This is a genomic window from Pseudarthrobacter oxydans, assembly GCF_034258515.1.
In the GTDB taxonomy this organism is placed as follows: Bacteria; Actinomycetota; Actinomycetes; order Actinomycetales; family Micrococcaceae; genus Arthrobacter.
Map to the genome: position 1 here is coordinate 3,312,211 of NZ_CP139438.1, position 21,237 is coordinate 3,333,447.

The following is a 21,237-nucleotide window of genomic DNA, read 5'->3' on the forward strand; positions in this document are numbered from 1 at the left end:
GGGGTCACTTCCTGCCCGATATCAGCGATTTATCGGGCGTTATCTGACCCCGAGTTGCCCTGACATGCCGCTACCCCAGCCCGCGACGCAGCAGTTTCCGGGACTTCCTGCGGGCTTTCCGGTACTGGGCCTCGGAGCTGCTGATCAGCCCGTCCTCCCGCGTCTCCAATGCTGCATAGGCTGCCGCAGCCGGCGTCGGTTCCTGGCGTGAGCCCACCGTGGCCAGCAGGTCCCGGGCGATCACGGCGTCGTGGAAATTGCCCAGGATCTTTTGCTGCCGGTGCGCGGCCTTGGCCACCTTGTCCCCACGTTTGCCGTAGACCTGGGCGGCAGATTCCGCCACGTGCCGCAGCTTCTTGGCATCCTTGCGCACCTGGTGGAGGGCGGTTTCGTGGGCCGTTCCGCGCTTCGACCGCACCGCGGCCTTGTGCGAGCGCCGCAGCCGCCTGGCAGCCTTGGCCACGGCTTTCGCAGCCACGCGGCGCCCCGGCGCCACCGGGTCCGGACGGACCGGCGGTTTGTCCCGGAACGCCTCCAGGTCATCCAGGAGCCGGAAGTAGCGTTCCGAGCGCAGCGCCTCCTGGAGCTGCCGGTAACCGTCGTCATAGGCGCCGCCCACTTTGTGCTCCACCTTGGCCCTGACGTCGTCCACGCCCTCCCCCGGCGGAAGGTCGTCGAGGTGCCCGCGGAGCCTGGCCAGCAGGACCTCGGCATCCCGTGGCGCGCCGAGCAGCTGGCCCAGCCATTTCAGTTCGTCGCGCAGCCGGCGCACCGGAGCGGCTGCATAAAGTTTTGAGTAGGCAGAAAGCACGGAGCGGACCCGGCGGAGCGCGGACCGCATGTCGTGCACCGACTCGGGCTCCTCCAGCCGGACTCCCGGGTCCTGGGCCAGGATCTCCCCGATCTGTCCACTGAGGTAGGCAGTGACGACGGCGGCTGCGGGGGCCTTCCTGCCGGCAGCCAGGGCAGGGGTACTTCCGTTCCGGGACGGGCCGGCGTCCGGGAGGGAGCCGGCGGCGCCGCCCAGCGCACGGGCAAGCTTCGAGGCGTGCCCGGCGGGACGGGCTCCGGCCTTGGCCAGCAGCTCCTCGGCGGGGCCGAAGAACCCGGGATCGCCATGGACGAGTTCCAGTTCCCACTCACGCCAATGCTGCTTCTCCCCGCCGCCCCCGGCTCCGCCTTTTTGTCCGCGGTGCAGGAGCTCGGCCGTCACCCGGTCATCGGCGAGGTCCGCCAAGTGAACGCCGTCCTCGCCGTACAGGGCGTGGGTGGTGCGGCTGGTTTCCAGCCGCACCACCGGAGCCACCTCAGCCCCCCGGAGGTATGCCTGGAGGTAGGCCAAGAGGCTGTCAGGCACCACATCGGGCTGCCCCAGCGGGGCGTGCAGTTCCCGCCGCTGCAGCGGTTCCGTTGCGGAAGCACCGTCATCCAGCGGCGGCAGCTTCAGGTGCCAGCCGGCGTCGGTTCCGCCGGTGCGGCGGCGGAGGGTGATCCGGTGGGACGCCAGTGTATGGCGCTTCGTGTCGAAGTAAACGGCCTGAAGCACAGCAGTATGGGGAAGACCCGCCCTGGTGACTCCGGGGAGGCCCTCCAGCGGAGGCACAGCGGCGTCCTCGTCGACGTCGTACTTCTTCTCAATCTCCGTTTGTTGGCTCACCGAAACAGGCCGTCCTTCCGCGTCGTTGCGGCGGGTCCGGACCTGGCTGGCCCGGTGCCGTAACCGGATTCTATTGCCCGAAGATGAACGGCCGGGAGAGAGTTCCGCCACAAAACTGCAGACGTCAAACGTCTAACCTTTAGACTCGAGAGATGCCCGAGTCGTATCCTCCCGCCGCCAACGCGCCCGCTGCTGCCGCTCCGGCAACCCCGGCCGTCCCGGCCGCCGCTTTGCCCGGGACGGGCACCAAGCCCCGGTCCGCCGTCGTTTTCGGTGTGATTGCGCTGGTGCTGATCGGACTGAACCTGCGCGCGGGCATTACCGGAGCGTCCGCCCTGCTGCATGACCTCCAGGCAGTCCTCGGGTATGGGGCGCTGGTGGCCGCCGTCATCCCGTCCATCCCCACGCTGTGCTTTGCGCTGGCGGGCGCTGGCACCTCCTGGCTGACCGGGCGCCTTGGCGTGGAAAAGGCGATCCTGGTGGCCCTGGCCATGCTGGCCGGCGGGCTCCTCCTGCGCGGCATTCCGGCCACCGGCATGCTGGTGGCCGGCAGCGTCCTTGGCATGTCCGGCCTGGCCGTCTGCAATGTGGCCATGCCCTCCTTCATCCGGGAACACTTCGCGCACCGCACGTCGCTCATGACCGCCGTCTACACGGTGACCATGACCACGGGTGCCACCGTGACCGCCGTCGCCGTGGTTCCGCTGGCCCACGCCCTCGGTTCGCCGTCGGCGGCCGTCGGTGCCATTGGCATCACCGCCGTCGCGGCCCTCCTTGGCTTCCTGCCCGTGGCACTGCACGCCCACCGCAACAGTCCCCGGAGGCCGGCGGTCCGCGTCTCGCCGTGGCCGCTGCTGCGGACCCGCAAAGGGCTGCTCCTTACAGTGATCTTCACGCTACAGGCCCTGCTCGCCTATGCCCTGCTGAGCTGGTTCCCCTACATGCTGACCACCATGGGCATGAGCGCCTCGGACAGCGGACTGATGTTCGGGCTGATGCAGCTGGTCTCCGTGCCGGCAGGCATGGTGCTGATCGCGATCGGCTCCCGGCCCCGGATGCTGCGGCCTGCGTTCTACCTGGTCAGCGTCACCATGGTGGCGGGCCTGGTGCTGCTGCTGGTGCTCCCGGTGGGCCTGGCCGCCGTCCCTGCCGCCCTGCTGGGCTTCGGCCTGGGCATCTTCCCGCTGGTGATGGTGATGATCAGCCGCAGCGGCGCGAGCACCGCTGAAACCACCGCATTGTCCACGCTTGCCCAGTCCACGGGCTACCTCCTGGCCACGGCCGGGCCGTTCGGGATGGGACTGCTGCACAGCGCCACCGGCGGCTGGACCCTGCCCCTCCTGCTCCTGCTTGGCCTGGCGCTGGCCCAGATCGTGGTGGCCCACCTGATCACCGGCAGGGCCATGACCAACGCCGTTGGAAGGAAGTAGCACGCCATGGCCCTAAGCCCATCCTCCCGCCCGCCACTCGCGGACGAGGTCACCGCCAAGCTGCGCAGCATGGTCCACTCCGGCGAATGGCCCCTGCACCGGCGCATCCCGTCCGAAACCGAGCTGATAGCCCGCCTCGGCGTCTCCCGCGGCACCCTCCGCGAGGCCGTCAAGGCCCTTGCCCACAGCGGAATGCTGGAGGTCCGGCGCGGTGACGGCACCTACGTCCGGGCCACCAGTGAAATTTCCGGCGCGGCCCGCCGGCTGTACCAGGACCACACCGAGGAGCACATCCTGGAAGTCAGGCTGGGCCTGGACACCCAGGCGGCCCGGCTGGCGGCGAGGAATGCCACGGACGACGACGTCACGGCCCTGCGTGCCCTGCTCGCCGCCCGGGACGAAGCCTGGGGCGCCGGCGACTACGAGGCCTGGGCGCGCGCTGACTGGGGTTTCCATGAACGGGTAGCCCAGGCCTCCGGCAACCCCCTGCTGCACGAGCTGTACGCCAGCTTTGGCGCCGCCTTCCACCAGGACCTCCTGAAGCAGCAGGGCCGGCCGGGTTTCGACGGGCGCCCGCATGAGGGGCACGGCCTGCTGGTTGATGCCATTGAACTCCGTGACGCGGAGGCCGCCGTGGCCACCGTGAACCGGAACCTGAACTCCTGCGCCGAATGGCTCGCCGGATAGTCCTGCGGGGTTTCACCCTTGCCCAATCCGTCAGTAGGCTTACTACCTGAGAAGGTAGTAAGCCTGTCCGGCATCCCGGCGCGGCAGGCACCCGCCGACGATGAGGAGTTCCCATGGCGCGATCATCACGCCTCACCGAGCACGACGTGAGCCACGAACCCCCGCAGGAGGCCACGGCACAATCACCGGCTGTTGCGGCTGCCGCTGCCGCCGCGCACGGGGAGCCGGGCGGCGAAGGCCACCGCCCGGCGGCTGCCCGGAAGCCCAAGGAACCCAGGTCCCCCTCCGAGCTCTGGGGTGACGGCCTGGGCAGGGTGGGCATCCGCGCCGCCCAGGTCCTGCTGATCCTTATCGTGGCGGTTGTATCCGTCTACGCGCTGATGCAGATCAAGCTCTTGGTCATTCCAATCCTGATAGCGCTGATCCTGGCCGCGGCCATCGGCCCGTTCGTGAACATGCTCCGGCGCCGGGGGCTGCCCGGGGGACTGGCAACAGGGATCGCGTTCATCGGCCTTTTGCTGGTGCTGGGCGGCGTGTCCACCGTCATCTACTTCTCGGTGCGCAACCAGTGGAGCGAGCTCGCCCAGCAAGCCTCCTCCGGACTGGATGAGCTGGAGAAGTTCCTGCTGACCGGGACCGTCCCCATCGAGCAGGAACAGCTGGACCAGGCCCGGCAGGGCATCATCGACTTCGCCACCAGCAGCCAGGTCCGCTCCGGCGCGATCACCGGATTGTCCGTGGTCACCGAGTTCATCGCCGGGGCCGGCCTGATGATCGTCATCCTCTTTTTCTTCCTGAAGGACGGCGCCAAGATCTGGAACTTCTTACTCCGCCCGTTCACCGGAGCCCGTGAAGCCAAGCTGCGCCGCGTGGGCCGCCGCACCCTTGAGGTGCTCGGCGGCTACGTCCGCGGCACCGCGATCGTTGCGCTGGTGGACACGGTGGCCATCGGCGCCGCGCTGCTGATCATGCAGGTGCCCCTGGCCATCCCGCTGGCCATCGTCGTCTTCATCACCGCCTTCATCCCCCTGGTTGGCGCCACCGTGGCCGGGATCATTGCAGCCCTGGTGGCGCTGGTGGCGAACGGGCCGGTGGTCGCCCTGATCGTGGTGGCCGTGGTCATCGCCGTCAACCAGCTCGAGGGCGACCTGCTGCAGCCCATCGTCATGGGCAAGTCCCTGCAGCTCCACGCCCTGGTGATCCTGATGGCGTTGACGGCCGGAACCATCCTCGCCGGCATCGTGGGTGCGGTGCTGTCCGTGCCGCTGGCCGCCGTTGCCTGGGCCATCATCCAGGTATGGACTGCCGAGGACCCGAACCTCGAGGACATGAACCCGAACCTGCCGCCGGCGGGCACCAAACCGATCTAGGCCGGCCGGCAAGGACACCTTCCCGGCCCCGTGCACGACGACGGTCCGGCACCCAGGTGCCGGACCGTCGTCGTGCGTTGCCGCCTTACCCCGGGGCAGGCACCCGTATGCGTATGGCTAGGAGCGCAGGCCCGCGAGGACGTTCTTGGGACGCTGCATCTCGCCGTGCTTCGCACCCAGGACAACCACCAGGCCGGCGAACGCCGGGATGACCCACTGCAGCACCTTCAGCTGCTGCTGGGCCGCCTTCAGTTCGTCGGATGCCTCCGGCCGGGGCTCCGTGGCACCCGCGGCGCCCTGGTCCGCAAGCTTCTCCACCTTCTTGCCAAGGATGCCGGAGTACAGCGTTACCGCCGCGCCTACCACCGTCACCGCCGTCTTGATCACGGCGTCCCGGGCCACGCCCTCCTGCTTGGCAATGCGTCCCTTGTTCTCCCAGGCGATGGCCAGGTCCGCCACGAGGTGGGAGGCGAAGGCCGCCGTCTGGAACGGCGCCCACTTCATCCAGCCGGCACTGGAGAGCCGGGTGCGTTCGGACGGATCCTTGGCTGCCGCCGCTGCACCGTTGAGGCCGATGGCCCCCATGAGGGATCCGCCGAACCACGCCGCTGCCGTCAAATCGTGAACTGACCGGGCAATGAGGTTTCCTGCCATGTTGTGCATTCCTAACGTCGAAGTGGTTGCGGGATGCCGCTCGTGCGGTCTTCGCTTGCCGTGTCCCGTCAGGGTCTTGGCCCGCCCATGGTAAGCACACTTACTAATGTTACGAAAGCCCGTCTTCCCAGAGCAGAACGCGTAACATCGTCGCCATGGGAAACACAGGGACTTTGTTTGGCTGGGCTTTTGGGGACCCGGCCCGTGAAGACGAGAACGCATACATAGAAGGCCTGCAGAACGAGGCACTGGGCAACGCCCGGGAGACGGCCAAAGCCAAGGGGGTGGCCGTGGTGCCGGACTCCCAGGTGTTCACGGTCCTGAGTGCGGACGACTCCCTGGTGGAACTGGACAACGCCCCCGGAAGGCTCGTGGTCCGCTGCACCGTGCACGTCGAGGGGCCCGGCGCCGAGAAGCTGCGGGCCGAAGGACCAATGAACGGCTGAGCCATGTCTGACGGGGAATCCACCATCCGCCAGGCCGCGGACGCTGTCGAGGAGGCCTCCAACCACAAGGCCCTGGACGTCCTGGCGCGCACCGGATTCGCCGTCATGGCCCTGCTGCACGTGATCATCGGCGCCATTGCCATCGCCGTGGCGTTCGGCCAGCCCGGCGAGGCCGAGCCCACCGGGGCGATCGAGCAGCTCGCCGCCAACGCCTGGGGCCCGGCCGTGATGTGGGCCTGCGTACTGGCTTGCCTCGGCCTGGGGCTGTGGCAGGCAAGCGAGGCCACCCTGCGGGCACGCCGGCTCCCCCGCAGGGAGCGCGTGTCCAAGCTCATTTCCTCCGGTTTCCTGGCCATCGCCTACAGCAGCGTGGGGTTCAGCTTCGCCGGTTTCGCCGTCGGGCTGCGTGGGGATTCCAGTGACAGCACCCGGGATTTCAGCGCCTCGCTGATGGCTACGCCGCCAGGGCTGTGGACGCTGGTGGCCCTCGGCCTGACGATCATTGGGATTGGAATCTACTTCATGGTCAAGGGGGTCCGCCGGGGGTTCAAGGAGGAGCTGTACTACTTCGACGGCAGGCGGCGCGGCAGGCTGATCGACGTCCTGGGCGTCGGCGGCCACATCGCCAAAGGCGTAGCCCTGGTCCTCACCGGACTGCTCTTCGTCATCGCCGCCGCCAAGCACAGCCCGGACGAATCCACCGGGCTGGACGGCAGCCTCAAGGCCCTCCAGGACCATCCCTTCGGGCCGTACCTCCTGGTCGCCATCGGTGCCGGATTCATCGCCTATGGGATTTTCGCCCTTGTCCGGTCGCGGTTCGGACGCATGTAGTTCCGCCTTTTCGGGGTAGGAAGGAGGCATGACGGACCACCTTGTGAGTGACCAACCAGCGGCCGGCCGCGCCGGACCCATAGGTACGACGGCGGGCGGGACCTTAAGTGCGACGGCGGGCGGCGCCTTCGCGGGCATGTTCCGCCTCCTCAAGCTGGCCCGGCCTGACCGGCCCATCCATCCGGACGGGGTGGGACTGGCCGGGGACCTGGCGAGGACCGGCAGCCCCGGTGAGCCGAGCGGGCTGGACTGGCTGGACCGGCCCGGCACGGACATCGTCGAGGCGAGGTTTTCCCGTTCGGCCGGCCTGCCGCAGAACCTTCCGGACATCCTGGGGCTTGCGCTTCGGGTCACCCCGCCCGGCGGCCCTGCTCCCGGCGGCCCTGCTGCCGGCTTTGCCGGCCCCGGCCCGGCCGACGTCCTCTTCGCGTCCACCGGCTGGCGGCTGCCCGGCCGGTTCCTGCTCCAGCCCAAACTCGACGTCGCAAGCGCCACCCTGACCACCCTCATGCCGTACCGCGGCCGGAAAGGGCCGGTGCTGCTGGGCCTGCGGACGGAGCACCTTCCGGACGCGTCGCTGGCCTCCGGGGAATGGATTCTTGGACTGTACTGGGCCAGGCCAACCGGGCAGTGGCATGAGTGCGGCGAGCTGCGCCTGCGCGCCGCCCCCGAGCCGCGGGACACTCCCCTGCGCTTCGACCCGCTCGCCAACCAGCCGCCCGGAACACAAACGTATGCCTGGGCGCGCCGCCTCCGGGAGCGCTCCTACCTGGCGGCACAGCAGCCGGCTCCTGCCGCCGTCGTACGCTCCCCCGCTGCGGCGGGGAATCCTGCCCGCTCCACCGCCACAGGAAGGAACACCATGTCCACCGTGTCCCAGCTGTTCAACTCCCCCGCCGCCGATATCTGGAAAGTCATCGCCGACGGCTGGCTGTACTCCGGCTGGGTGGTGGGCGCTTCCCGGATCAGGGCCGTGGATGACACGTGGCCGCAGGCCGGCTCACGCCTGCACCACTCCGTGGGCGCGTGGCCGCTGGTGATCAACGACAGCACGCAGGTGACCGGCGTCGAACCCGGTAAATCCCTGGAACTGGTGGCCCGCGGCTGGCCCATGGGCGAAGCGAAGGTGGCCATCACCCTTGAGGACCGGGGCGATCAGTGCCTGGTGACCATCGCCGAGGACGCCATCCGCGGACCCGGCAAGCGGGTGCCCAAGGTACTGCGTGACCCCGCAATCTCAGTGCGCAACCGCGAGACCCTCAAGCGGCTCGAACTCATGGCAGCAGGCGGGGCAGGGAGATAGCACGCACGGGTTAAAGCAACGCGGGGTCACATCCCGCCCAATAACTTCGGATTATCGGGCGGAAAGTGACCCCGCGTTGTTCCTGCGAACTAGACCTGCGCGGCCACGCCGTCGCGGGAGATGTCCACCATGTCCTCGCGCGGCACCACCTTGATGCGCTCACGCTTGACCTCGACACCGTGGGAGCCGCCGGCCTCCGTGGCGGCCGCGCCAAGGGCGAGCTCGTGCGCGTCCAGCGCCAGCCAGCCTTCCCAGCTGGTGAACTTCACGCCCCGGGCGTCAAGGAGTTCCACGACGGCGTCCTCTGCGGGAACACTGGCCACCGGGAGGTTTTCGCGGTCCTCCAGCAGGTAGGTGACGGTCTCGAGGGCGTCGCCCTTGGTGTGGCCGATCAGGCCCACCGGTCCGCGCTTGATCCAGCCGGTGGCGTAGATGCCCGGCACGTGGGTGCCCGAGGCGTCCAGGACGCGGCCGCCGTCGTTCGGGATGACGCCCTTGGTGTGGTCGAACTCGATCTCCGGCAGGGCGGAGCCGAAGTAGCCGATGGCGCGGTACACGGCCTGGACCGGGTACTCCACGAACTCGCCGGTGCCGCGTGCGTTGCCCGTGCCGTCCAGCTCGGTGCGCTCGAACCGCATGCCGGCCACCTTTCCCGGGGTCTCGGCGTCGTCATAGATCTCCACCGGGCTGTGCAGGAAGTGCAGGTGCAGGCGGCGGGAGGCCTTGAGCTCGGAGAGGTCCTCGGGCTGCTCGGCGATCCAGTTGGTGAGCGTGCCCACCATGGTCTTGGTCTGATTGTTCGTCTGGATCTGGCGGTCCGATTCCTCGTCGAACTCGAAGTCCTCCGGGTACAGGATGATGTCCACGTCCTTGGAGTGGGACAGCTCGCGCAGCTCCAGCGGGGTGAACTTCACCTGGGCGGGGCCGCGGCGGCCGAAGACGTGCACGTCCGTGACCGGGGAAGCCTTCAGGCCGGCGTAGACGTTGTCCGGGATTTCAGAGACCAGCAGGTCGTCGGCGTGCTTGGACAGGACGCGGGCCACGTCCAGTGCCACGTTGCCGTTGCCGATCACGGCGATTTCCTTGGCCTCGAGCGGCCATTCGCGCGGCACGTCCGGGTGGCCGTCGTACCAGGAGACGAAGTCTGCGCCGCCGAAGGAGCCTTCGAGCTCGATGCCGGGGATGTTCAGGTCCGCGTCCTTGATGGCGCCGGTGGCGAAGATGACGGCGTCGTAGTGGGTGCGGAGGTCCTCGATGGTGAGGTCGGTGCCGTAGTCCACGTTGCCGAAGAAGCGGATGTCGCCGCGGTCCAGGACCTTGTGCAGGGCGTTGACGATGCCCTTGATGCGGGGGTGGTCCGGGGCAACGCCGTAGCGGATCAAGCCGTAGGGTGCCGGGTAGCGGTCAAAGAGGTCGATGCTCACGGTCAGCTCGCCGCTCTTGACGGCCTCGCTCTTTGTGAGGATGTCCGCGGCGTAGACGCCGGCCGGGCCGGAGCCCACGACGGCGACGCGCAGCGGACGTTCGGCAGAACCTACGGTGGTGCTTGATGACACGGCTGTGTTCCTTTTCTTCGGTCCGTCCCAACTAGGTAGCGGTAAGTGTCGTTATGAGGGTTGAAAACGACACTTGGCGCTACTTAGTTGGGTGGGGGCTACTAGGTTGTGAGGACTCGGGGCTTGCGGGGGCTGTTCGGGGTGGTGGTGCTGTAGTCAGCGGTTTTGAAGTGCGACGGCGCGAAAGGGCTCACGCGCACCACGTCACCGATGACAATAACGGCGGGATTTGCGACGCCGGCGGCTTCCGCCTGGTCCGCAATGGAACCAAGGGTGCCGATCGTCACGCGCTGGTCCGGCAAATAGCCGTTTTCCACGATACCAACTGGCGTCCCGTCAGGCAGTCCGGCTTTGCCGAGGGCGGACGCGGATTCGCGCAGCTGGCCCACACCCATCAGCAGGACGATGGTGTGGTCGGGGCGGGCGGGGATTTCAGAGAGTTCCTCGTGGCCGGTCACCACGCTGAAGCCCTTCGCCAGTCCGCGGTGCGTCACCGGGATTCCGGCTGCGGCGGGAACGGAGATCGCCGACGTGACGCCGGAAACCACTTCAACCTCGACGCCGTGCTGCCGGCAGTATTCGGCCTCTTCCCCGCCGCGGCCCAGGACGTACGGATCGCCGCCCTTGAGCCGGACCACCCGGTGGCCTTTGAGGGCTTCCTCGACGAGGATCCGGTTGATCTCCGCCTGCGGCACGGGGTGGTGGCCGGGCGTCTTGCCAACCTCGATCACGCGGACATCGGGTGCAAGTTCGTTCAGGAGTTCGCGGGGGCCCAGGCGGTCGGCCACCACGACGTCGGCCTGGCCCAGGAGGCGGCGGCCGCGGACGGTGATGAGCCCGGTATCGCCGGGGCCGCCACCCACCAGCGCAACGGAACCGCGGTGGGCCCGGCGGCGGCGCAACGGAAGGTCACCCGTTTCGAGGGCGGTAGCAACGGCGTCGCGCACTGCCATGGCACGGCGAGGGTCTCCCCCGGCGTTCACTGCGATCTTGACGTCGTCCACCTCGGCGACTGCCGGGGTCCAGGCGGCGGAGGCCTCATGGTCGGAGGCGTTGACGCACCAGACGCGCTGCGCCTCGGCGTCGTTCGAGACCTGGGCGTCCACGGCGGTATCGCCGGTGGCGGTCTGGACGAACCAGGCGCCGTCGACGTCGGACGGAAGGTAGGTGCGTTGCTCCCAGGTGAGGAGGCCGGCGTCGGCCATGTCCTGGAGCGCGGCGGAGGCAACGGGAGCCACGACGGTGACCACTGCACCGGCGTCAAGCAACCCCTTGGCGCGGCGGGCAGCAACGGGGCCCCCGCCCACCACCAGCACCGGGCGGCCGAGGAGGCGCAGCGCGGTGGGGTAAATATCCTGAATTGCCATGAATCAACGGTAGGGCCGCGTCACAATCGCCCACAAAGGCCGAGCAACACCAGTTCACGCAAGGTAACGCTTCGTCACAAAGCTGCCAGGCCGTCGTCGGTCGCCTTCATGGGGCACATCGGCGGGGCCCAGGGCCGTCTGCGCCCTTGTCCCCGGCGCGTCCGCGCCAATGTGCCCGGTTCAGTTGCTGATGCCGGCGAGGAACCGGCCGCGGTCCCGGATGAGCCGGTGCAGGTAGGGCCGCAGGACCAGCTTTTCGGCTGCACGGCCAAGGAGCCCGAACGGCGCCGTGAACTCCACCCGGTCTGTCATGATGCAGCCGCCGGGGGTGGCCTCGAATTCATGGACGTGGCGGAAGGACCGGAACGGGCCGCGGATTTGCTCGTCCGTGAAGCTCCGCGGGTAGTCCATCTGGGTGACGCGGCTGGTCATCGTGAGCGAAAGCCCGAAATGCCGTGCCCGCCAGGAGACTTCCTGGCCCTCACCGATCAGCCCGGACGTCACGCCGGCCACCGCCCGCTCCCCCGAGCCTTTCTGGGATTCCACGTGGGCGTCGACGCTGCGGGCCAGGTCGAACAGCCTCTCCGGTGGAAGGGAACTCTCGGTGTGGCACGCAAAATTGGCGGTCATGGGGCCAGTCTGCCATCCAGGTCCTTTGGCGTCGGCACCTCCCGGGTCCGGCCGAAAATGCGTAACTTTTGGGCCTGATGCAGGACGGTGCCCGCGATACCGCGCGGCGGGAGCAGCCCCGGGCGGTCAGAAGTTACGCATTTGGGTCGGCGGACACGGCAAAGCCCGACGGCGGGAGGTCGCCGTCGGGCTTTGCGGGGTGCGGAAGGCGGGGGTGCTTAGCGGGTGCTGCCGGCCAGGAGGCCGCGGCTGCGGAGGAGCCGCTTCTCGATGGGCCCGAAGACCAACAGCTCTATCAGGATGCCGACGGCGAGGATCAGCAGGATCGCCGACATCACCACGGCCATGTCGGACAGCTGCCTTCCCTGATCCAGCAGGGAGCCCAGGCCGAAGCCGATGGTGCCGCCCACGGCGATGATTTCCGCCGCCATGAGAGACCGCCAGGAGAAGGCCCAGCCCTGCTTCAGGCCGCCCAGGTAGCCGGGCAGCGCGGCGGGGAGGATGATCTGCAGCGCCATCTCCAGCCGGGACGCGCCCAGGACGGTGCCCACGCGCCGGTACTGCGGCGGGATCTGGTCCACACCGGAAATCAGGCCGTTGATGATGGACGGGATGGCGCCCATGAACACCACGAAATACACGGTGGCGTCGGTGAGGCCGAACCAGATGATGGCCGCCGGGACCCAGGCAACCGACGGCAGCACCTGGAGGCCGGAAATCAGCGGACCAAAGGCCCGGCGCAGCGGCGCGACCTGGGCCAGCAGCAGTCCCACCGGTGTGGCGATGGCGACCGAAATGACGAAGCCCACCAGCCCTCGCTGCAGTGACGTCCATACGGATTCCTGCACTTTGCCCTCGCTCCAGAGGACTCCCATCTGGCCCAGCACGTCCATCGGGCCTGGGACCTGATCGCGGCGCTTGAACCCAAGCGAGACGTAAAACTGCCAGATCAGCACCAGCACCACCAGGGCGGCGATGGGCAGCAGGATGCGGCTCCAGTCCACCCGGCGCTTCCGGTCGGCGTCGGACTGCAGGGAGTCCAGCCCGGACTCGAGTTCGCGCAGGTCCTCGCGCCCGGTGGAGGACCGGGTCAGCGCGGCGTGGATGTGGCGGGGCTCGGCCGGTTCGGCGGAAGCTTCGGCCAGGGGCGTTGGGTTACTTGGCATGGCGGCGGATCTCCTCCCGGAGCCGGGCAGTGATGACCCCGGTCAGCTGGCCGGCGAGCCCGGCGTCGGTTCGGTGTTCCTCGGTGACGTCCCACTCCTGGACCACCCGGCCCGGCCGCGAGGACAGCAGCAGCACGCGCTGGCCCAGCCGGACGGCCTCGCGGACGTTGTGGGTCACGAAGACGATGGTCCGCCCGGTTTCCTTCCAGATCCGCTCCAGTTCATCGTGCAGCAGGTCGCGGGTGATGGCGTCGAGGGCGGCGAAGGGCTCGTCCATCAGGAGCAGCTGCCGGTCCTGGGCGAGCGAGCGCGCCAGTGACACGCGCTGGCGCATGCCGCCGGAGAGCTCGTGCGGGCGCTTGTCCCCGGCCGAACCCAGGTGCACCAGCTCAAGGAGTTCCTGGGCCTTGGCCTTGCGCTCCGCCTTGCCAACGCCGCGGAGTTTCAGGGCCAGCTCGATGTTTTCCCGGGCGGTCAGCCACGGGAACAGCGCGGCGTCCTGGAACATGAAGGCGGCACCGTCGCTGGGCACCTCCAGGGCGCCCGACGACGGCGGCTCCAGTCCCGCGATGATGTTCAGCAGGGTGGATTTGCCGCAGCCGGAGGCACCGAGGAGGGCAACGAACTCGCCCTTCCCGATGGTGGCGTTGACGTCGTCCAGTACCGGGGCGCCGTCGCCGAAGCGCTTGCCCAGGTGTTCCAGTACGACTGGCATGGTGCCGTCCTTAAGTTGGTGGGTTGGATCAGTCCTGGCCGAGGCCGGCTGCTGAAATCTTGCTGCTGCGTTGGCCGGCGGGGCCTTCGCCGGCCACGTCATTCAGAGGGCGGAGGTCGAAGAGCCCGTTGATCTCGGCCTGCTTGGTGGTGCCGGCCGCGACGCCGTCGCGCAGCAGCCGCGGGTAGCTTCCGGCCAGCGGGTCCAGCGTGTAGGTGATGTTGGCCAGGGACCGGGCCAGGACGTCGTCGGCAAGGGCCGCGCCCGCGGATTCCTGCAGTGCCGAGTTGATGACGGAAGCTTTTTCCGCGGCGGGGGCCTCGTTCAGCCAGGCCACCGACTTCGCATGGCCGGCCAGCAGTGCCTTGACGGTGTCCGGATGGTCCGCGGCGAACTTCTGGTTCACGATCAGCACCGTTGTGGGAAACTCGCCCGGCTTCCCGGTGCCGCTGCCGTCCCAGAGGTCCTTTTCGTCCACCAGCACCTTGGCTCCGGCCTGGAGCACCAGGCGTGACGCCCACGGCTCAGGCAACCACGCGCCGTCGAGCTTTCCGTCCTGGAACAGCTTCAGCGTTTGCGCGTTTTCCGTGGGGTTGATGGCGACGTCGCCGCTGCCGTCCACGTTGGTCTTGTAGCCCTGGCCGGCAAGCCAGGCGCGGAGGGCAACGTCCTGCGTGCCGCCCAACTGCGGGGAGGCGAGGGTCTTGCCCCTGAGGTCGGCGGCCGAGTTGATCTCCGGCTTGACCACGAGTTGGGCGCCGCCCGCGGCAGCACCGGCAATGATCCTGACGGACTCGCCCCGGCTCTTGACGTACGAGTTGATGGCCGGGTTCGGGCCGATGTAGGCGGCATCAATAGCGCCGGCGTTCAGGGCCTCGATGGCTGCCGGCCCGGCGTTGAAGGTTTCGGTGCTGAGCGACGTGCTGCCCAGGGCTTCGGCGAGGAACCCCTCCTTGATGCCAACCAGTGCCGGGGCATGGGTGACATTGCCGAAGTACCCGAGCTTCAGCTCGGCGGCGGGCGTGGGCTCAGCGGCCTGCGCCTCCGTGTTCCGCGAAACGGTGGACGCCACCACGGCCCCGACGGCGATCAGCAGGACCAGTCCGATGGCAAGGGCGGCCTCGACGGCACGCTTGCGCTTGGGTGCTGCGCTTTCGCCTGCCACGATGCGGATCATCCCGGGCTTGGAACTAGTCATTGTTTCACCATAGGGAGAGTCATATTCCCGTTCAATGAAGCCTAAACGGGGGGTCACGCACGTTCATCTAGCGTCACATTCGGCCGCCCTGCCGCCGGACTTCCGCGATTCAGTTTCCCTTCACATTGACCAGCTGCCGCAGCTTGTGCCGCACCGACACCAGGTCCGCGGCGTCGTGCATCACCTTGTCAATGGGCTTGTAGGCTGCGGGAATCTCGTCGATGAAAGCCTCCGACGCCCGGAACTCAATCCCCCGCATGGCCTTCTTCAGCTCCTCCAGGGAGAACGCCTTGCGGGCGGCGTTGCGGGAGTACTCACGGCCGGCCCCGTGGGGCGAGGAGTTCAGCGACGCGGGGTTGCCGCGGCCTTCCACTACGTACGACGCCGTCCCCATGGACCCGGGAATGAGTCCAGGATCGCCGGGCCCGGCTTTGATGGCGCCCTTGCGGGACACCCACACCGACTTGCCGTAGTGCGTCTCCTGCTGGGTGAAGTTGTGGTGGCAGTTGATCCGTTCCAGCTCGCGCACCCGGCCGCGCACCCAGTGGCCGAACCGGGTGGTAACGCGGTCCATCATCTCCTCGCGGTTCAGCAGCGCGAAATGCTGGGCCCAGCGCAGCTCCGCAATGTACCTCTCGAACTCGGGCGTGCCCTCCTCGAGGTAGGCGAGGTCCGGGTGTGGCAGGTAGATCTGGTTTTTGCGGCTGACGCGCTGCGCGACGCCGATGTGGTGCTGGGCGATCTTGTTGCCGACGCCGCGCGAGCCGGAGTGCAGGAAGAGCCAGACCGCGTCGGATTCGTCTGCGCAGACCTCGATGAAGTGGTTGCCCGAGCCCAGGGAGCCCAACTGCAGTTCCCATTTTTCGACATACTGGTCCGGATTGAAGCCGGCTTTCGCGGCCAGCCTCTTCAGCTCCGCGATCCGGGGTTCCGCCGTGGGGAGCACTGTCCGGTTGTTGTGACCGGCCGAAAGCGGGATGGCGCGTTCAATGTCCTCGCGCAGCGTCTTGCGGTTCTTGGGAAGGTCCTTAAGCGCGTGCTGGGTCCGGACCGCGATCATGCCGCAGCCGATGTCCACCCCCACCGCCGCCGGGATGATGGCGCCGAGCGTGGGGATGACGGAGCCGACGGTGGCGCCCAGGCCCAGGTGCGCGTCCGGCATCAGTGCCAGGTGGGGATAGATGAAGGGCAGCTGTGAGGTCATCACGGCCTGCTCGCGGGTCTTGTCATCCAGGATCGAAGCCCAGTTCAGAAGCTTCGGGTTGATGGTCTCCATGCTCCGCCTCCTCCTAACAACCATACGAGACGACAAAACCGCGGCTTGTTCGCGAATCAGGACCTTGAAGGTCCGGATCTGCGAACAAGCCGCGGCTTCGAAAGGGAGTCCCTAGATGCTGTAGCGCTCGTCCTCGTGGTCGCCCGGGTGGTCCTTGACCAGGCCGGCGGCGAGGGTGTTGCCGTCCAGCGGGTCGATCACCAGGAATGCGCCGGTGCGGCGGTGGTGCAGGTAGTTCTCCAGCGGCAGCGGCGCGGCGAGCCGGAGCTGCGCGTTGCCGATATCGTTCAGTTCCAGGGTGGATGCCGGTTCCAGCTTGAAGGAGGCCAGGTCCAGCTTGCCTCCAACGTTGCGGACCAGCGCCTGGACAGTGCGGGTGCCGTGCTTGACCAGCACCTTCTGGCCCTCGCGCAAGGGCTTCGGGGACAGCCAGCACAGTGACGCGTACAGGTCTGCGGAGGCCTCGCGGACGGTGCCGGCTGCAGCGATGGTGTCGCCGCGTGCGACGTCGAATTCCTCGGCCAGGCGGATGGCCACGGACTGCGGGGCGGCGGCTTCCTCCAGCGAGGCGCCGGCGAAGTCGATGCCCACCACCGTTGTGGTGCGCGGGTCCTGGCCGGGGGTCAGGACCGAGACCTTGTCCCCCACCTTGACCGAGCCTTCGGTGATCTGGCCGGCGTACGCGCGGTAGTCGCGGTAGTCCTCCACGTCCAGCCCGGCGGCAACGGCGTCCGGTGCCAGGGCGCCCTGCGGCCGGATGACCAGCTGCACCGGGAAGCGGAAGCTTTCCAGGTGGCTTTCCAGTTCGTCGGCGGCCGGCAGGGTCTCAAGGACCTCAAGCAGGGCGGGGCCGGTGTACCAGGGGGTCCGCTCGGAGCGGTCCACCACGTTGTCGCCGTCGAGGGCGGACACGGGGATGACCAGCAGGTCGGTGATTCCATCGGAACCCAGGCCCAGTTCGCGGCCCACCTGCTGCACGTCGGCTTCGATCCCGCGGAACACGGATTCGCTGAAGTCCACCAGGTCGATCTTGTTCACGGCCACGATCACGTGCGCCACGCGCAGCAGCTGCAGCACGGACAGGTGCCGGCGGGTCTGCTCCAGCACGCCCTTGCGGGCGTCGATGAGGACGACGACGGCATCCGCAGTGGACGCGCCGGTCACCGTGTTCTTGGTGTACTGGACGTGCCCGGGGCAGTCGGCCAGGATGAAGCTGCGGCGGTCGGTGGCGAAGTAGCGGTAGGCCACGTCGATGGTGATGCCCTGCTCGCGCTCGGCACGCAGGCCGTCCGTCAGCAGCGCCAGGTCGATCCCGCCGGCAGCCCCGCCGAAGCCGCGGTCCGCGGAGGTGCGGGCAACGGCGTCGAGGGTGTCAGCCAGGATGGCCTTGGAATCGTGAAGGAGGCGGCCCACCAAAGTGGACTTGCCGTCGTCGACCGATCCCGCGGTGGCGAAGCGGAAGAGCGTTGTGGGCAGGGCAGCTTCGAGGTCGCCGGCCGCGCCGGACAAAACTGTGTCGGTGCTCATTTAGAAATACCCGTCCTTCTTGCGGTCTTCCATGGCGGCCTCGGAGATGCGGTCATCTGCACGGGTGGCGCCACGTTCGGTCAGGGTGGAGGCAGCGACTTCAACCACAACGTCGGCCACCGTGTACGCGTCGGACTCGACAGCCCCGGTGCAGGACATGTCCCCCACGGTGCGGTAGCGGACGGTCTTGGTGATGACTTCCTCGTGCGGCAGCGGCTGGGACACCTCGCCCACCGCGCGCCACATGCCGTCGCGGGCAAAGACCTCGCGCTCGTGGGCGTAGTACAGGCCGGGCAGCTCGATGTTCTCACGCTCGATGTAGCGCCAGATGTCCAGCTCGGTCCAGTTGCTGATGGGGAACGCTCGGACATGCTGGCCCACGGTGTGGCGGCCGTTGTAGAGGTTCCACAGCTCGGGCCGCTGGTTGCGCGGGTCCCACTGGCCGAACTCGTCGCGGAGGCTCAGGATGCGCTCCTTGGCGCGGGCCTTGTCCTCATCGCGGCGGCCGCCGCCGAACACGGCGTCGAACTTGTTCTGCTGGATGGCGTCCAGCAGGGGGACGGTCTGCAGCGGGTTGCGGGTGCCGTCGGCACGCTCGGCGAGCTCGCCGCGGTCAATGAACTCCTGCACCGAGCCCACTACGAGCTTCAGGCCGAGGCGCTCAACGGTGCGGTCCCGGAAGTCGATGACCTCCGGGAAGTTGTGGCCGGTGTCCACGTGCAGCACGGGGAAGGGGACCTTGCCCGGCCAGAAGGCCTTGGTGGCCAGGTGCAGCATCACCACGGAGTCCTTGCCGCCGGAGAACAGCAGCGCGGGCTTCTCGAACTCGGCGACAACCTCGCGGATGATGTGGATGGCCTCGGATTCGAGGGTGTCCAGGCTGCTCAGTCGGGTTGAGACGGCGGAGTCGGTCACCTGGGTAGTCTCCTCGGTTAGGAAAGTGCTCATACGTGTAGTCCGCATTCTGTCTTGTCGGTACCTGCCCAGCGGCCGGCGCGGGGGTCGTCGCCGGGCGCCACCTTGCGGGTGCAGGGCTGGCAGCCAATGGAGGGGTAACCCTGGGATAGCAGCGGGTTGACGGGCAGGAGGTTGTCGTCCGAGTACTGGACCAGCTGGTCGAATGTCCATGCGGCCACCGGGTTGACCTTGACCAGGCCGTTCTTGTCATCCCAGCCGACCAGCGGAGTGTTGGTGCGGGTGGGCGCCTCGTCGCGGCGGACACCGGTGAACCAGAGTTCGTAGCCGGCCAGGGTGCGCTGCAGCGGGGCCACCTTGCGGAGGGCGCAGCACTGGGCGGCGTCGCGGGCGAAGAGGTCCTTGCCCAGGAGACGGTCCTGCTGTTCCACGGTGTTCTCCGGAAGCACGTCCACCACGTTGACGCGGAGGTTAGCGGCCACCTCGTCGCGCGTGGCATAGGTTTCCGGGAAGTGGTAGCCGGTCTCCAGGAACAGGACGTCGACGCCGGGCATCTGGTCAGCGACGAGGGCCGGCAGGACGGCGTCGGCCATGGAGCAGGCGACGGCGACGGCGGGCAGGTCGAAGTTGCGTTCCACCCAGGCGATAACATCGCGGGCGGGGGCGTCCCAGCCGAGCTCGGCCGCGCCGGCCTCGGCCAGGGCCTTGAGCTCTTCCACAGGACGCCTGGCAGGTGCGGGTGCGAGATGCTTTGCCATTACTGCAGTGCCTCCTCGTCTGCTGCGTGGGCCCATTCGGCGAAGGTCTGGCCTTCGGCGCGCTGGGCTACGAAGGTGCGGACTACGCGCTCCACGTAGTCGGGGAGATCGTCCACGTAGACCTTGAGGCCGCGGACGGTGCGGCCCAGGCCTGCTTCCTCGCGGTCGCTGGAAGCCAGCCCGCCGCCCAGGTGGACCTGGAAACCCGGGGAGGGGTCGCCGTCGGGCGTGGGAAGCATCATGCCCTTGAGGCCGATGTCCGCCGTCTGGATGCGGGCGCAGGAGTTGGGGCAGCCGTTGATGTGCAGGGACAGTGCGTGCGGCAGCTCGCCGGATTCTGCGAGGTCGGCCAGGCGGCGTTCCAGCTCGGCAACTGCGGTTGCTGCCGTGTGCTTGGTTTCCACGATGGCCAGCTTGCAGTACTCGATGCCGGTGCAGGCGATGGTGCCGCGGCGGAACACGGACGGGCGGGCGGAGAGGCCCAGCGCATCCAGTTCAGCCACCAGGGGCTCAACCTGTTCCTTCTCGACGTCCAGGACCACGAGCTTCTGGTGCGGGGTGGTGCGCAGCCGGTAGGAGCCGCGGGCCTCGAGGGTGTCCGCCAGCTTGACCAGCGCGGCGCCGGACAGGCGGCCGGCCAGCGGGGTGGCACCAATGAAGAACTTGCCGTCCTTCTGCTCATGCACGCCGACGTGGTCACCGGGCGTGGTGGGCTTGGGCGCGGCGGGGCCGTCGGCCAGCTTGTAGCCGAGGTATTCGTCCTCGAGGATCTGGCGGAATTTCTCCGGACCCCAGTCGGCCATCAGGAACTTCAGGCGGGCCTTGGTGCGCATGCGCCGGTAGCCGTAGTCGCGGAAGATGCTGGTAACGCCGAGCCACACGTCGGCAGCCTGCTCCGGCGTCACGAAGGCACCGAGTCGCTTGCCGAGCATCGGGTTGGTGGACAGCGCGCCGCCGGCCCAGAGGTCGTAGCCGATGCCAAGTTCCGGGTGGCGGACACCCACCAGGGCGAAGTCGTTGATCTCGTGGACCACGTCCTGGCTGGGGTGGCCGGTGATGGCCGTCTTGTACTTGCGCGGCAGGTTGGACAGCAGCGGGTTGCCGATGAACCGCTCCCCCAGCTCCGCGATCAGCGGCGTGGGGTCGATGATCTCGTCCTTGGCGATGCCGGCCACGGGCGAACCCAGGATCACGCGGGGAACGTCGCCGCAGGCCTCGGTGGTGGACAGGCCAACACCTTCCAGCCGGGTCCAGATCTCGGGGATGTCCTCCACGCGGATCCAGTGCAGCTGGATGTTCTGGCGGTCCGTGAGGTCAGCAGAGTCGCGGGCGAAGTCCACGGAAATCTGGCCGATGACGCGCAGCTGCTCGGTGGTGAGCGCCCCGCCGTCGATCCGAACCCGGAGCATGAAGTACTTGTCCTCGAGCTCGTGCGGCTCAAGGGTTGCGGTCTTGCCGCCGTCGATCCCGGGCTTGCGCTGGGTGTACAGGCCCCACCAGCGGAACCGGCCGTGCAGGTCCTGGCCGGGGATGGCGTCGAAGCCCTCTTTGGAATAGATGGTCTCGATACGCTCGCGCACGTTGAGGCCGTCGTCTTCCTGTTTCCAGGTTTCGTTGGCGTTCAGGGGCGTTTTGCCGTCCACTTTCCACTGCCCGTGCGGCTTCGCGGCGGGGCGGTTGGTGCGCGCGGGGCGCTTGGCGGCAGCGGAGTCCGCGGACGCTCCGGCTAGAGCTGTATCAGTCATGCATCG

At 68.2% G+C, this 21,237-nt stretch carries 19 protein-coding genes; 6 read left to right on the forward strand and 13 right to left on the reverse strand.

Annotation, left to right across the window (positions count from 1 at the left end; all coding sequences use genetic code 11):
* Positions 1-70: 70 nt before the first annotated feature.
* Complete coding sequence (locus SMD14_RS15120) at positions 71-1,657, reverse strand: CYTH and CHAD domain-containing protein (protein ID WP_321214151.1); 1,587 nt, start codon at positions 1,655-1,657, stop codon at positions 71-73.
* Between the two features lie 152 nt (positions 1,658-1,809).
* Here SMD14_RS15120 and SMD14_RS15125 point away from each other — a divergent pair, with 152 nt between their 5' ends.
* The 3 genes from SMD14_RS15125 (at position 1,810) to SMD14_RS15135 (ending at position 5,144) form a co-directional block, all read left to right on the forward strand.
* Complete coding sequence (locus SMD14_RS15125) at positions 1,810-3,087, forward strand: MFS transporter (protein ID WP_321214152.1); 1,278 nt, start codon at positions 1,810-1,812, stop codon at positions 3,085-3,087.
* A gap of 6 nt (positions 3,088-3,093) precedes the next feature.
* Complete coding sequence (locus SMD14_RS15130) at positions 3,094-3,774, forward strand: FadR/GntR family transcriptional regulator (protein WP_321214153.1); 681 nt, start codon at positions 3,094-3,096, stop codon at positions 3,772-3,774.
* A 113-nt stretch (positions 3,775-3,887) separates the two neighbouring features.
* Complete coding sequence (locus tag SMD14_RS15135; protein ID WP_321214154.1) at positions 3,888-5,144, forward strand: AI-2E family transporter; 1,257 nt, start codon at positions 3,888-3,890, stop codon at positions 5,142-5,144.
* A 117-nt stretch (positions 5,145-5,261) separates the two neighbouring features.
* On the opposite strand, the gene SMD14_RS15140 is transcribed toward SMD14_RS15135, so the two are convergent.
* Positions 5,262-5,798 carry a hypothetical protein gene (locus SMD14_RS15140; protein ID WP_321214155.1) on the reverse strand — a complete coding sequence of 179 codons (537 nt, stop codon included), beginning with the start codon at positions 5,796-5,798 and terminating at the stop codon, positions 5,262-5,264.
* A 155-nt stretch (positions 5,799-5,953) separates the two neighbouring features.
* On the opposite strand from SMD14_RS15140, the gene SMD14_RS15145 reads away from it, so the two are divergent.
* The 3 genes from SMD14_RS15145 to SMD14_RS15155 are packed head-to-tail and all read left to right on the forward strand — an operon-like array spanning position 5,954 to position 8,378.
* On the forward strand, positions 5,954-6,244 hold the full coding sequence (locus SMD14_RS15145; RefSeq protein WP_157241530.1) for a hypothetical protein: 291 nt from the start codon (positions 5,954-5,956) through the stop codon (positions 6,242-6,244).
* Positions 6,245-6,247: 3 nt separating this feature from the next.
* Positions 6,248-7,075, forward strand: a complete 828-nt coding sequence (locus tag SMD14_RS15150; protein ID WP_157241529.1) for a DUF1206 domain-containing protein — start codon at positions 6,248-6,250, stop codon at positions 7,073-7,075.
* A 28-nt stretch (positions 7,076-7,103) separates the two neighbouring features.
* Entirely contained in the window at positions 7,104-8,378 is a 1,275-nt protein-coding gene (locus tag SMD14_RS15155; protein WP_321214156.1) for an SRPBCC family protein, read from the forward strand.
* Between the two features lie 89 nt (positions 8,379-8,467).
* Here SMD14_RS15155 and SMD14_RS15160 read toward each other — a convergent pair whose 3' ends face one another.
* The 11 genes from SMD14_RS15160 to SMD14_RS15210 all read right to left on the reverse strand — a co-directional run bounded on the left by SMD14_RS15160 (position 8,468) and on the right by SMD14_RS15210 (position 21,231).
* Positions 8,468-9,934, reverse strand: coding sequence for an FAD-dependent oxidoreductase (locus SMD14_RS15160; RefSeq protein ID WP_321214157.1), 1,467 nt, complete (start codon positions 9,932-9,934; stop codon positions 8,468-8,470).
* Between the two features lie 101 nt (positions 9,935-10,035).
* On the reverse strand, positions 10,036-11,301 hold the full coding sequence (gene cobA / locus SMD14_RS15165) for a uroporphyrinogen-III C-methyltransferase (protein WP_321214158.1): 1,266 nt from the start codon (positions 11,299-11,301) through the stop codon (positions 10,036-10,038).
* A 180-nt stretch (positions 11,302-11,481) separates the two neighbouring features.
* A complete protein-coding gene (locus SMD14_RS15170; protein ID WP_321214159.1) occupies positions 11,482-11,931 on the reverse strand; it encodes an SRPBCC family protein in 450 nt (149 codons plus the stop codon).
* A 218-nt stretch (positions 11,932-12,149) separates the two neighbouring features.
* Positions 12,150-13,097: an ABC transporter permease gene (locus tag SMD14_RS15175; RefSeq protein WP_157241526.1), complete on the reverse strand. Its 948-nt coding sequence runs from the start codon at positions 13,095-13,097 to the stop codon at positions 12,150-12,152.
* On the reverse strand, positions 13,087-13,812 hold the full coding sequence (locus SMD14_RS15180; protein WP_157241525.1) for an ABC transporter ATP-binding protein: 726 nt from the start codon (positions 13,810-13,812) through the stop codon (positions 13,087-13,089). Before SMD14_RS15180 ends, SMD14_RS15175 begins: the two co-directional genes overlap by 11 nt.
* 28 nt (positions 13,813-13,840) lie before the next feature.
* Positions 13,841-14,989, reverse strand: coding sequence for an ABC transporter substrate-binding protein (locus tag SMD14_RS15185; RefSeq protein WP_321216281.1), 1,149 nt, complete (start codon positions 14,987-14,989; stop codon positions 13,841-13,843).
* Positions 14,990-15,119: 130 nt separating this feature from the next.
* Positions 15,120-16,286 carry an RtcB family protein gene (locus SMD14_RS15190; protein ID WP_321214160.1) on the reverse strand — a complete coding sequence of 389 codons (1,167 nt, stop codon included), beginning with the start codon at positions 16,284-16,286 and terminating at the stop codon, positions 15,120-15,122.
* Positions 16,287-16,397: 111 nt separating this feature from the next.
* On the reverse strand, positions 16,398-17,813 hold the full coding sequence (locus SMD14_RS15195) for a sulfate adenylyltransferase subunit 1 (RefSeq protein WP_157241523.1): 1,416 nt from the start codon (positions 17,811-17,813) through the stop codon (positions 16,398-16,400).
* The gene (gene cysD, locus SMD14_RS15200) at positions 17,814-18,761 is read right to left on the reverse strand and encodes a sulfate adenylyltransferase subunit CysD (RefSeq protein ID WP_157241522.1); all 948 of its coding nucleotides are present in this window, start codon (positions 18,759-18,761) and stop codon (positions 17,814-17,816) included.
* Complete coding sequence (locus tag SMD14_RS15205) at positions 18,758-19,486, reverse strand: phosphoadenylyl-sulfate reductase (RefSeq protein WP_321214161.1); 729 nt, start codon at positions 19,484-19,486, stop codon at positions 18,758-18,760. Before SMD14_RS15205 ends, cysD begins: the two co-directional genes overlap by 4 nt.
* Positions 19,486-21,231, reverse strand: coding sequence for a nitrite/sulfite reductase (locus SMD14_RS15210; protein WP_321214162.1), 1,746 nt, complete (start codon positions 21,229-21,231; stop codon positions 19,486-19,488). The genes SMD14_RS15205 and SMD14_RS15210 overlap by 1 nt, the downstream gene beginning before the upstream one ends.
* Between the last annotated feature and the right edge of the window lie 6 nt (positions 21,232-21,237).